The organism is Schaedlerella arabinosiphila, from assembly GCF_003885045.1.
Classification (GTDB): Bacteria; Bacillota; Clostridia; order Lachnospirales; family Lachnospiraceae; genus Schaedlerella; species Schaedlerella arabinosiphila.
The window spans coordinates 1554708-1567081 of record NZ_RHJS01000002.1 but is presented as its reverse complement, the minus strand read 5'-3'; the positions used below and the strand labels follow the sequence as shown (position 1 = coordinate 1567081).

Genomic DNA, 12374 nt, shown 5'->3' with positions numbered 1-12374 from the left:
TTTTATGAGTCTGACAATACCCATTGAGACCTCCGCACGCCACATTCATTTATCGCAGGAGGATTTTGAAACACTGTTCGGCCCCGGCGCCAAGCTTACCTATATAAAGGAGCTCAGCCAGCCGGGACAATACGCATGCCAGGAACGGCTCACGGTGGTGGGGCCGAAAGGCAGTTTTGAAAATGTCATTGTACTTGGCCCCTGCCGTTCCAAAACCCAGGTGGAAGTATCGGTAACCGATAACCGGAAGCTGGGGATTCCCAGTGTGATCCGCCAGTCTGGGGATATCAGCAATACCCCGGGATGCACCCTGATCGGCCCCTGCGGGACGGTGGATCTGACCGAGGGAGTCATTGTTGCAAAGCGCCATATCCACATGACGCCCATTGACGCCATCCGCGCCCGCGTGAAGGACAATGACATTGTGTTCGTCATCACCACTAGCTTTGAACGTTCCCTTATATTTTCAGACGTGGTGGTCCGGGTCAGCCCTTCCTTTTCCCTTGCCATGCATGTGGATACGGATGAGGCGAATGCATTTGCAAATGAGGACAACCCCACAGGCGTGATCCTGAAGCTGTTCGACGGGCACACCTACAGCCTGCAGTCCTGGGCGGAGGAGCTGCAGTCCGGCATCAACCGCTGACGCCGCATAGTTTTAAGATATAAAAGCAAGGAGGACTTGAGCATGAGTAAGATTGAAGAAGTAAGAAAAGATATGGTTGCCGCCATGAAGGCGGGGGAAAAGGAAAGAAAAGCCACATTATCCGCTCTTCTGACCGCATTGAAAAACAAGGCCATTGATAAGCGTGCCGACCTGACCGAGGAGGAAGAGGTGCAGGTGATCTTAAAGGAGATCAAGCAGACAAAGGAAACTTTAGATACCACCCCGGCTGACCGCACGGATATCATCGAAGAGTGTACGAAGCGGCTCTCTGTATTGGAGGAATACGCGCCGAAGATGATGGACTCAGAGGAAATCAAAGCTGTCATCCAGGGGGTTCTCTCCGACCTTGGAATCGACGCTCCCACCGCAAAGGACAAAGGCCGGATCATGAAGGAACTGATGCCGAAGGTGAAGGGAAAAGCCGATGGCAAGCTGGTCAGCGAACTGGTCGCGTCCCTGTTTTGACAGTCTGCATTGGAATTTGAGGCAGCAGCACTCTAAAAAAAGTCATTTCGATCTGAACCCCTGCGCCCTGGGCTGCCCCATGGGGGCAGCTGTTTCATACGCCGGTTCACGATAAGCCCCGCAGCGCGATATCCGGCGGACATCAATTGTATACATGTCCGCCGGATATCGTTCTGCGGGAAACTACAGTATAGAAAGGATCTTATCCATGTTTATCCTGATTATGAATCAACTGATCAAAATGTTGTTCATTATGATTCTTGCATTCATCTGTTACCGCCTGCATATCATCAACCAGGAAGGAAACCGGAATTTTTCCAACCTTCTGCTGATGGTGGTAAATCCCTGCCTGATCATCACCGTCTTTCAGACAGATTACGATCCGGGACTGGTCCGGGGACTGCTGGCCGCATTTGCTGCTGCTTTGATCGCCCATGTGATCGGCTTTTTTATTGCCCATTTTCTGGTTCCCGAAAAAAACAATCCGGACTATGCCCTGGAACGTTTTGCCGCTGCCTACTCCAACTGCGGTTTTATCGGAATCCCCCTGATCAACAGCGTGCTCGGAAGTAAGGGCGTTTTCCTTCTGACCGCCTATATGACCGTATTCAACATCCTGACCTGGACCCACGGCCTGATCCTGCTGAACGGAAAATTCTCCGCAAAGCGCTTAAAAGAAGGTCTCCTTGCCCCCATCGTAGTGTGCACGGTCATCGGGGCGATCCTCTTTTTCCTGCAGATCCGCATCCCCTCGCCGCTGATCGACTCCATGGAATATATTGCGGATATGAATACCCCGCTGGCCATGATGATCGCCGGTTTTTCCGTGGCCCAGACAGATCTGAAAAAAATCTGTTTTCATGTGCGCACCTACTGGATCAGCTTCATCAAGCTGATGGTGATGCCCCTTGCCGTGCTCGTATTTCTGGCATTCTTTCCGTTTGACCGGGATGTGGCCTATACCACCCTGGTGGCGGCCGCCTGCCCCACCGCGACGACCCTGACCATGATGGCCATCCGGTTTGAACGCAATTATACTTATTCCTCCGGGATCTTCTCCTTCAGCACGGTTCTGTCCGTGTTCACCATCCCGGCGATCACATTCATCGCAGATTTTGTCCTGTAGCAGAAAACGGCCCTGGGGAAGTGTTTGGATTTATAAGTTCTTCGAAAGAATAAAACACTGCTTCAATCCGGCATACTTCGTATAATCTTTACAACATGTACAGTCTCATGATTTACGGTAAATTTTACCTCCAGGTCTGCATACCGCATCCCGTATACTCTTGCAGGGTCCTGCTGGTATGAGGGCCTTGGGTCCTGTGCCAGAAGCTGGCAGATGATACGGCGCTCCTCCTCTGTCACTTCCGCTCCCAGTTCCCTGGGAAAATCCACCTCCAGCCCATACTCCTTTACCCTGTCCGCAAAGCCTCCCGCCGCTTCCGGGTGGCTGTCCACATGGGGCAGGTAGGGCTTGATATCCAGTATCGGAGTCCCGTCCAGCAGATCCGCCCCCAGGACATGCAGCACCGGCCCTTCCGGGGTATCCAGTTCCACTTTTTCCAGCCGGACGCAGGAAAGGCCGATGGGATTGGGCCGGAACGGGGATCGGGTGGCGAACACGCCCTTGCGGATATTCCCTCCCAGGCGCGGAGGCCGCACGGTAGGAGACCACTGCCTGCCTAAAGTCTCTGAAAACTCCCACACGAGCCAGATATGGGAATACTCTTCCAGCCCACGGAACGCCTGTACATCCCGGTATTCCGGTTCAAAGACAATGTTCCCCCGGGTATCCGCCAGCCCGCCCTGCCGCGGGATTCCGAATTTTTCCGGGAAACTGCTTCGGATATGTGCGATTGCGTTCAGTGTGATGCGATGTTCCATACATCCCTCCTAGTAAAAAAATCTACCTTCTCAGTCATTTCAAAATGCATCATCCATCATCCTTTTGTTAAATTCCTCTAATTTTTCTAAAACCAATAAATATAGTTCTTCATATTCTGTCTTCAAATCCCCAATTTCTTTTGATAAGGAGGACTGATGAACTATGGTTTGTTTGTGTGTTCTTATATAGGAAATACGATCCAGATTTATGTTCGGATATTGTTCAGGTTCCACTTTCACATCAAAATCAGGATCTATGTTTTCTTTACGAGTGATGGTTGATACCGGAAGGATTGTATAATCATTATTTCGCGGTCCGCCGGTGATCAGCACCGGGCGGCGTTTAAAAGAATTGATGCACTTTTTGCTGTCATAAAATGGTGTAATGGATGAATAAATCTTTCCAATCATTCCATCACCTCATCTTCAAATTCATCATAGTACATGTCCCATACATAGTCATATGGTCTGACTTTTTGAGCATCTTTTCTAATATCTTCAAGTTTTAGCCTGCGATTCCCATTTTCTCCCTGATCAAGTCCAAGCCTTGCATTTTTCCAAGATAGTTCCTTGTGTGATAATTCACTTAATTTCCAGGATGCAAGCGAACCGTATTCCAAAATCACATTGTTGACAATATACTTACATTCATCAGACACATCACCAAGCACATCAATGATGCCATCCGGTGTAATTGAGTTCCGGATTTCTTTACATACAGGCCCGTATTTCCAACCCTCAAATTCACCATCAAAAAGAGGCGTATCGGTAATTGCAATCGCTTCTCTCTGTGCAAAGTAAAGCAGCTTCTGGAGTTTCATCTCATCAATTACCTCTCCTGTCACTCTTTTGTATTCTTGAAAAATATACTGCGCTACGTTGATAATTTTTTCCATTCACTCACTTCCTTTACTGCAATTTTTCTTTTCTAGTTTATGCTCATTCCGTTATTTTATCAATAATCATTCTTCAATTATATTTTATACAAAATCCCCGTCTATTTTCCAATAGACGGGGGAATATCTAAAACTATATATACTTTGCAATGCATTCAAAGGTGCATGTATTCAGGATACCCTTTTGAATGATTATTTACTTGCAATAGCCGCCTGTGCCGCTGCCAGTCTTGCGATCGGTACACGGAACGGTGAGCAGGATACATAGTTCAGTCCAATCTTATTGCAGAACTCTACGGAAGAAGGATCTCCGCCGTGCTCTCCGCAGATACCAATATGCAGGTTCGGATTCACCGGCTTGCCAAGGCTGATGGACATCTCCATGAGCTTGCCGACACCAGTCTGATCCAGCTTCGCAAACGGATCGTTCTCAAAGATCTTCGCATCATAGTAACCATCCAGGAACTTGCCTGCATCGTCACGTGAGAAGCCATATGTCATCTGAGTCAGGTCGTTTGTACCGAAGCAGAAGAAGTCAGCTTCCTTTGCGATCTCGTCAGCAGTAAGAGCTGCTCTCGGGATCTCGATCATTGTACCAACCTCGTACTTCAATTCCACGCCTGCTGCTGCGATCTCAGCGTCAGCGGTCTCAACAACAAACTTCTTTACATATTTCAGCTCTTTGATATCGCCGATCAACGGAATCATGATCTCCGGGCATACATTCCAGTCCGCGTGCGCTTTCTTTACATTGATGGCCGCACGGATCACTGCCTTTGTCTGCATCTTCGCAATCTCCGGATAGGTCACTGCCAGACGGCATCCGCGGTGTCCCATCATCGGGTTGAACTCATGCAGGCTGTCGATGATCGTCTTGATCTGCTCTACAGTCTTGCCCTGTGCATCAGCCAGCTTCTTGATGTCCTCCTCATCTGTCGGAACAAATTCATGAAGCGGCGGGTCAAGGAAACGGATGGTAACCGGGTTGCCTTCCAGAGCCTCATACAGCTTCTCGAAGTCTCCCTGCTGTTCCGGAAGGATCTTCTCCAGTGCAGCTTCTCTCTCTTCTACAGTCTCAGCGCAGATCATCTCACGGAACGCATCAATTCTGTTGCCCTCGAAGAACATATGCTCTGTACGGCAGAGTCCGATACCCTCAGCGCCCAGCTCACGAGCCTTCTTCGCGTCTGCAGGTGTATCCGCATTGGTACGTACCTTCATGGTTCTGTACTTGTCAGCCCATGCCATAATCCGTCCAAATTCTCCTGCGATGGTTGCATCCACAGTCGGGATGATTCCATCGTAGATATTGCCGGTAGAACCGTTGATGGAGATCGGGTCTCCTTCATGATATTCTTTTCCAGCCAATGTAAACTTCTTATTCTCTTCGTCCATTGCGATATCGCCGCAGCCGGATACACAGCATCTTCCCATACCGCGGGCTACTACTGCCGCATGGCTTGTCATACCGCCGCGTACGGTCAGGATACCCTGTGCAGCTTTCATACCTTCGATATCTTCTGGAGAAGTCTCCAGACGAACCAGAACAACCTTCTCTCCTCTTGCAGCCCAGTCTTTCGCATCGTCCGCAGAGAATACGATCTTACCGCATGCAGCTCCCGGTGAAGCTCCAAGTGCCTTTGCGATGGGTGTAGCAGCCTTCAAAGCGTCAGCGTCAAACTGCGGATGAAGCAGTGTATCAAGGTTTCTCGGATCGATCATGGCAACAGCTTCTTCCTCTGTCCGCATTCCCTCGTCTACCAGGTCACATGCGATCTTGAGAGCAGCCTGAGCGGTTCTCTTACCATTTCTTGTCTGAAGCATATACAGCTTGCCGTGCTCTACGGTAAACTCCATGTCCTGCATGTCTCTGTAGTGATTTTCCAGCTTCTTGCAGACTTCTTTGAACTGTACAAAAGCTTCCGGGAATTTGTCTTCCATCTCGGAAATATGCATCGGAGTACGTACACCTGCAACTACGTCCTCGCCCTGTGCATTGGTCAGGAACTCGCCGAACAGACCGTTCTCACCTGTAGCCGGGTCTCTGGTAAATGCAACGCCTGTACCGCAGTCATCTCCCATGTTTCCGAATGCCATCATCTGTACGTTGACAGCAGTTCCCCAGGAATACGGGATATCATTGTCACGGCGGTATACGTTCGCTCTCGGGTTATCCCAGGAACGGAATACGGCTTTGATCGCGCCCATAAGCTGTTCCTTCGGATCTGCCGGGAAGTCTTCCCCGATCTTCTCTTTATATTCCGCTTTGAACTGTCCTGCAAGCGCTTTCAGGTCATCTGCAGTCAGTTCTACATCCTGCTTCACGCCCTTTTCCTCTTTCATCTTGTCGATGAGCTCTTCAAAATACTTTTTGCCGACTTCCATAACGACATCGGAGTACATCTGGATAAATCTTCTGTAGCAGTCCCATGCCCAGCGCGGATTGCCGGATCCTTCCGCAAGTACGTCTACAACCTCTTCATTCAGACCCAGGTTCAGGATCGTGTCCATCATACCGGGCATAGAAGCTCTAGCACCGGAACGTACGGAAACCAGGAGCGGATTCTCCTTGTCACCAAACTTCTTGCCGGTAACCCCTTCCATCTTCGTGATTGCTTCCATGATCTGGTTCATGATCTCGTCATTGATCGTTCTGCCGTCCTCATAGTACTGTGTGCAGGCTTCTGTTGTAATCGTAAAGCCCTGCGGTACCGGCAGACCCAGATTCGTCATCTCAGCAAGGTTTGCACCTTTTCCTCCGAGCAGGTTCCTCATGGTGGCGTCACCTTCGGTAAACATATAAACCCATTTTGCCATGTCCTAATGACCTCCCTAATATATATTTTGCTAAGCTTGTTTAAGTCGCATTCTTATTTTAAAGGTTTTGTCGTATCACGTCAAGATATTTGTATCTAAAATTGGCATTATTTGTTATTGTCCGTTACCGGTCATCCCACGGCCACGCACTGCGCTGACTGGTCGTAAGACAGCCTATATATGGCTTCTTCTGTACTGCCGCTTCCACTTCTCCAGAAGCACGTCATTCAATTCCAACTGCATCCCGTTGCGGATATCCTCCATCTCCTGGCGCATCCTGGCATTGATCTCCACATAGTTCTCGTGCTTGGTCAGCAGGATATGGTATTCCTCCAGCGACATGTACTTATAGGACGCATAGAGATAGGGCTTGAGGAGATTCGGGTCTTCACAGATCTGATACGCCCGGTCAAACATCCTTGCCGACTCCTGATACAAAAACAGCCTCCCGTAAGCCGCGCCTAAGCCGGCGTAGATCCTTCCGTAAAATTTTGCATCCACGCTTTCGTCCTTTTCCTGGTTCAGGATCGCCTGGTAGACCAGGATCGCCTCCTCGATCTCCCCGCTCTCCAACAGGTTGTCCCCTTTATACTTCTGCCGCTCGATGTCCTTCTGGTTTCTCAGCCGTTCCAGCACGTTCTGGATGCGGATCATTTCCGTATCCCGGTAGATCCTGGAGTCTTTCAGGATCGTCAGAACGAATTTCTCAATGGACCCATGCAGACGGATCACATCCCGAAGCTGCCCGGCCAGCTTTCCCATCCCCAGCTCTTCATCCAGCCATACGCACAACTGCTCGTTCATGATCGTATAATCGATCAGATACAGGTTGTTGCAGAGGTAATAGCACAATTCTTCGATGGTAAATATTTTACAGTGGATTCGTGTAATCTCATAAGGATGCGTCGCGTGTCTCTCATGACAAAGAACCAAACTTCCCATCATTGCCTCCTAAGTGTATAATCTTCTCCTCATGGAAATCCGTAGGCAGGAAAAACTCTCCGAAGCCCACATCCCGCACTGTGATCTTGCAGGTCTTTTCATCCAAAAGCAGTGTTTCTATCTGAAGCCGCATGGAATATTCCGCCCGTTTCGGAAATTTTTCCAACGAGATCACTTCATTCCTGAGAGACCCCTGTACCAGCGATTCCACATGCAGTTCAATACTGTCCAAATCCTCCACCAGCACTTCCCACTGGTTGTTGCACTCATACCACTGGGCGCCCCAGGACACGATGGGATACCACATCTCCTGTCCGTTCACCCGCATATTGACCGTGATCTGATCCGTCAGCTTGCTGGCCGAAAGGTAGACCGGGTTCTCGATATGCATGTACATCTTGCGGAAAGCCGTATAGCAGGCTCCCTTGCTGTACAGGTTGTTCCCGATAAAAGCCCGCCGCCCGTTGCATAAGACCCTAAGCGATTTGGGATACCAGTTGTTCTCAAAGCCTTCTCCCGTCAGAAAGACCGAGGAGACGATCCGCTTGTCAAAGACACTCTGGATGAATTTGCAGAACCGGGTATCGGCCTCCTTCGCCTTGTCCTCGTTCAGCACCGGATACACGGCCGCCAGCTCCTTCATATGGGCGCTGGCCACCTCGTCCACCGTGACGAACGTCGTCTTGCCGCCTCCCAGCCCCGGCTTTAAGCGCCTGAGCATAAACGCCTTGATCTCGTTTCTGTCGCAGCAGAACAGCGCCGCGTCGTACTGCCACAGTTCTTTCGGCTGATAGAACAGGTAATTGCAGAAGCTTTCCTTATAATCCTGTATGAAAATATGCTGTTTTTCGATCCCCATCCGCACCGCGATCCCGCGAAGCATCTGGGCTAACTCCTCCGTCAGCTCCGGCACACTGAACACGATCCCGTCAATCTCCAGAAACTGCTGCAGGGACAGCTGGATAAATTTGGATAACAGCCAGACCGCATCGTATGTCTCCTCCCCGCAGTCGATCTTCTCTCCCGCAAGGCTCCGCTCCAGAAGCCTGGTCACCACAAAGCCCTCCTTGATGGTGACCAGCCGCTTGGCCTCTTTTCCGTAGGCCCAGGTATCCCGAAGCCTTCCGATCAGCAAGGGGATCTGGTAGTTGTCGGAATCCACCTCCAGCGTTTCAGGCTCTGACTGTTGGTCATTATAATAGCTGATCTGGCACATTTTTTCCGTGATCTCATACCCTATCATACTTCTCTGCCCCATACAAATCAGCCTCCTTCACACATTCTTAAGATTCGTTTTCAAACATATGGGCGGCGATCATATCCTCCTGTGCATATGCTTTCATCCTGGCTTCCCGGGTGCTTCCCTCCGAAAGCAGGATATCGTTCAGCCGGCCGTAACGCCCGTTCTCGCCCTCTTTGATCTCCTTGCCGCAGCTCTCTTTCTCACTGCGGTAGGAATTGCCGTCAATGGTTTCTTTAAAATAATACTTCAGGGTTTCATTTGCAAACAGGACAAACTTCTTTACATAGATATTGTCGTACATCGGGGAAAGCACCTCCGTAGAGTAATCCACGCTTTCGGAATTTCCCTTCTGAAGCTGGTAGTACAGCATGACACGGCTGCCCTTCTGCCCCTTGTACTCGATCAGCGTCTTGTCCCAGAGCTGCAGTTCGATCAGCCAGTCCTTCTCATAGGACAGGTAGAACGGGAAATAAAGCTGCTTCCCGCAAAGTTCCTGCAGAAACTTTTTCAATGTCCTGCGCTGAGAAGGCGTATAGTCCTTGTCCGCATAATATTTCAGCACCGCGATCTTGCAGATGTCGATGGTGTCCTCGCCTTTTTCATATTCCCGGCAGATGATGTCGATGACGCTTCTGCTGATCTTCCGGTCCTCGGCCACGTATTCCCGGGACATGTAGGCCAGATACGCCTGCTGCAGCCGGAAATATGCGCCTTCCGCATAATAATCCTCAAAGACCGGAGCCTCCGCGAAGATCTCTTCTGCAAACAGCATCTGCGTCAGAATCCTCTCGCCAAGCTTATGGGTATGGACCTCAAACTCCTTCGCCTCCCGCCAGAGCAGCTTCATGTCCGTGGTCGCTCCGCAGTAATAATTGGCCAGATAGGTCAGCGTCACCTTGTCGTACTGCCCCTTCTTAAACAGCTCGAAGCAGATGTACGTCAGGAAATCATCGCATTCGTAATTCGTTTCCCGGATGGTCTTGCTGCTGAGCGCGAACAGTTCTTCCTCTGTATACTGCTCTACGCCTACAGAGCGGACCGTCTCCAGCGTCAGCTCCTCAGCTTCCTCTTCCAGCCGTCTCAGCCGCATCCCGTTGATGTATCTTTTGCACATATCCAGGTAGCGCAGTTCATAAAACAGCCGCTTGCTTTCATAGGGAATCGAATCCGTATAGTGCCGTCCGTTCCGGGCCTCCCATACCAGCCGGTCCGTCTTGGAATACAAGAATACCTGCGCCCCGTCTTCCGTATAGGGAACCGTCTGGGTAATCTTTCCGTCCTCGGCCACCACATGGATGCACTTCATGTTCCGCACCTTGGTGGTGATCTCATAGGCATGGCAGATGTCGTACAGCGCCTTCACCCGGTCTGGATTCATGAGCCTTTCCGCCACAAACCGCTTGTAAATGATCCGCAGGTGTTCGTCGATATGCCTGCGCTCCATCTGGTTCCACGCAAAGGCTTCGATCTCATCCCGGTAATGGGCATAGATCTCGCTTCCCTCATCCACATAGGAAATCAGGTTGGCATACAAAAAGGCCAGTTTGTGGTAATTGAGGGAATTGCCGTGCATAAAGTACAGATAGACCGACCGCGGAAGTGCCTTTTTAAACTGCGCCTCCTTCACCGAAGCCATATAAAATTCATATAGCTGGGCGATCTTCTGCTCCGACTTCACTGCTTTTTCATACCAGCGGAAATAGATGTTGTCCACACAGTTCCCCTTAATCAGCAGGGTGCAGATCGCCGTCAGGATCATGGATTCGGGATACATCTTATAGCACAGCACCAGCGTATTGTATAAATGCTTGTCAAACGTCTTGAGCTGGCTTGCCAGATTCGCCGTGTACAGAGCCAGTTCCTTTGTCATCAGCTTGTACTTTGCGGCAAAAAACAGAACCCGCACCTCGAACATTCCCAGCTTTTTCAGGGACGTGCTCTTCTCCCGGAAGCATCGGAACACCACCAGATAGAAGATCAGGCTGTGGGGCTTTTCTTCATAAAACAGGTTCTCCATCACCCGCAGCCGTTCGCTTAAGATCTTATATTCCGAATCCACCTGTACCAGCATGCACAGGATCTTCCAGCTCTCCGGATGCTTCATGTAGTACTTGGAAATCTCCTCGGCCACACGTCTCTGTCCGATGGAATCATTGCTCAAAAGGGTCGTCAGATAGAGATAATAGGAACTCAGCTCGGCATTTTTTCCAATCGCAAACCGGTTGTAATTATAAGATTCCAGAAGAAGCTTCGCCTCCTCCATCCGGTTTCCGATCAGGCTGATATGGGCGTTTACCAGAAGGTACATATCATTTTTGTCGCTCTTCTTCCGCAGGTGTTCCACCCGGCGCAGGGCTTCCTCCGTCCAGGTGGAAAGCTCCTTCTTCCCTGCCTCATACTGGAGAAAGCCTTTCAGAATCCCGGCAAACTCCTGCTCCTGGGCATGGTGCTCCTCATCCCGGTCTACGTTCTTTTCCACCACGATCTCATAAGTCAGCGTCTCGTAGGGGGACTCCAGGATGATCTGTCCGAAGTTGCTCCCCTTGTGGAGCCTCTCGTCATGGATGATGTACTCCATCCGGTAAGAATTTCCGATGAACTCTTCTGTGGAAATTCTGGTCCGCTCTATGGATAAAAAGTCGCTTTCCGTATGTACGTCGATGAGAAGATGCCCCCAGGTATTCTTCTTGATCGTAAAGATCTCCTTCCTGGTCTCGGTCAGGGAGATGAACGCCCGGCTCTCCTCCTCCAGCGTCAGAAATACCTTCTCCTTCTGCTTGCAGCCTACCAGAAATTCCTCCAGCGCCTGCTGGTCCAGCTCCCACTTGCGCATGTTGTCATAAAGCGCCTGGATTCGTTTATCTTCATATTTTAAAATCTCATAAAAATCACGGGATCGAAACAGCTTCTCCGCCTCGGCCGGATCCTGAAACGACAGCTTCTTAAAATCCTCCAGGCTCTGCACCTTGCCGTAGCGCGTCATGACAAACGGTTTCTCGATGATGGCCGTAAACGCGATGTCAAATTCCCCGCCGTTGCACACGATGGTAAAACGGCCGTGCTCCACATGCCCGGGCACCAGGCCGGTCCCGTCATACACATAATAGATATTCACCGGATTGCCGTCAAAGCCTGTCTCTTCGCAGCGCATACGGAAAGAAGAAGGATACACCAGCCCGCGGATGGTTCCCTCCCCCTGATTCTGCAGGGAAAAACTGCCTTTATATACCTCGCCTTCCCCCACACGCATGGTAATGTGGGTCTCGGAAAAGATAATATCTGGTTGTGGAATATGAAAGTCTCCTTTAGAAAGACGTTTAATCTTATTCTTCAAATTCGTCACCTACTTCAAAACATTCTAAACAAGCCGCCCTCTGGGTATACTACTAAGGATTATAGCATTATTTTACCGATTCTTGCAATGGTAGAATCATGAAATTTTCATGCCTTTGTTACTGTG

10 protein-coding genes are annotated in these 12374 nt (G+C 50.1%); 3 read left to right on the top strand and 7 right to left on the bottom strand.

Going from position 1 to position 12374, the window contains the following annotated elements; genetic code table 11:
• Window positions 1–4 precede the first annotated feature (4 nt).
• The 3 genes from EBB54_RS07785 to EBB54_RS07775 all read left to right on the top strand — a co-directional run bounded on the left by EBB54_RS07785 (window position 5) and on the right by EBB54_RS07775 (window position 2258).
• Window positions 5–646 (top strand): PduL/EutD family phosphate acyltransferase, encoded by a 642-nt coding sequence (locus EBB54_RS07785; protein ID WP_125126997.1) that lies wholly within the window; start codon window positions 5–7, stop codon window positions 644–646.
• A 42-nt stretch (window positions 647–688) separates the two neighbouring features.
• Entirely contained in the window at window positions 689–1132 is a 444-nt protein-coding gene (locus EBB54_RS07780) for a GatB/YqeY domain-containing protein (protein ID WP_125126996.1), read from the top strand.
• 223 nt (window positions 1133–1355) lie between these two features.
• Window positions 1356–2258, top strand: a complete 903-nt coding sequence (locus tag EBB54_RS07775) for an AEC family transporter (RefSeq protein WP_243127584.1) — start codon at window positions 1356–1358, stop codon at window positions 2256–2258.
• 62 nt (window positions 2259–2320) lie between these two features.
• Here EBB54_RS07775 and tsaA read toward each other — a convergent pair whose 3' ends face one another.
• From tsaA to EBB54_RS07740, 7 genes are all read right to left on the bottom strand, one after another.
• Window positions 2321–3016, bottom strand: a complete 696-nt coding sequence (tsaA, locus tag EBB54_RS07770) for a tRNA (N6-threonylcarbamoyladenosine(37)-N6)-methyltransferase TrmO (protein ID WP_125126994.1) — start codon at window positions 3014–3016, stop codon at window positions 2321–2323.
• A 39-nt stretch (window positions 3017–3055) separates the two neighbouring features.
• Window positions 3056–3427, bottom strand: coding sequence for a type II toxin-antitoxin system PemK/MazF family toxin (locus tag EBB54_RS07765; RefSeq protein WP_205128751.1), 372 nt, complete (start codon window positions 3425–3427; stop codon window positions 3056–3058).
• A complete protein-coding gene (locus EBB54_RS07760; RefSeq protein ID WP_125126993.1) occupies window positions 3424–3912 on the bottom strand; it encodes a Panacea domain-containing protein in 489 nt (162 codons plus the stop codon). Before EBB54_RS07760 ends, EBB54_RS07765 begins: the two co-directional genes overlap by 4 nt.
• A gap of 192 nt (window positions 3913–4104) precedes the next feature.
• On the bottom strand, window positions 4105–6729 hold the full coding sequence (gene ppdK, locus EBB54_RS07755; protein ID WP_125126992.1) for a pyruvate, phosphate dikinase: 2625 nt from the start codon (window positions 6727–6729) through the stop codon (window positions 4105–4107).
• A 174-nt stretch (window positions 6730–6903) separates the two neighbouring features.
• Entirely contained in the window at window positions 6904–7671 is a 768-nt protein-coding gene (locus EBB54_RS07750) for a hypothetical protein (protein ID WP_004079590.1), read from the bottom strand.
• Complete coding sequence (locus EBB54_RS07745; protein WP_004079592.1) at window positions 7646–8929, bottom strand: DUF5716 family protein; 1284 nt, start codon at window positions 8927–8929, stop codon at window positions 7646–7648. Before EBB54_RS07745 ends, EBB54_RS07750 begins: the two co-directional genes overlap by 26 nt.
• A gap of 25 nt (window positions 8930–8954) precedes the next feature.
• Window positions 8955–12248: a DUF5717 family protein gene (locus tag EBB54_RS07740; protein WP_004079600.1), complete on the bottom strand. Its 3294-nt coding sequence runs from the start codon at window positions 12246–12248 to the stop codon at window positions 8955–8957.
• Window positions 12249–12374 lie beyond the last annotated feature (126 nt).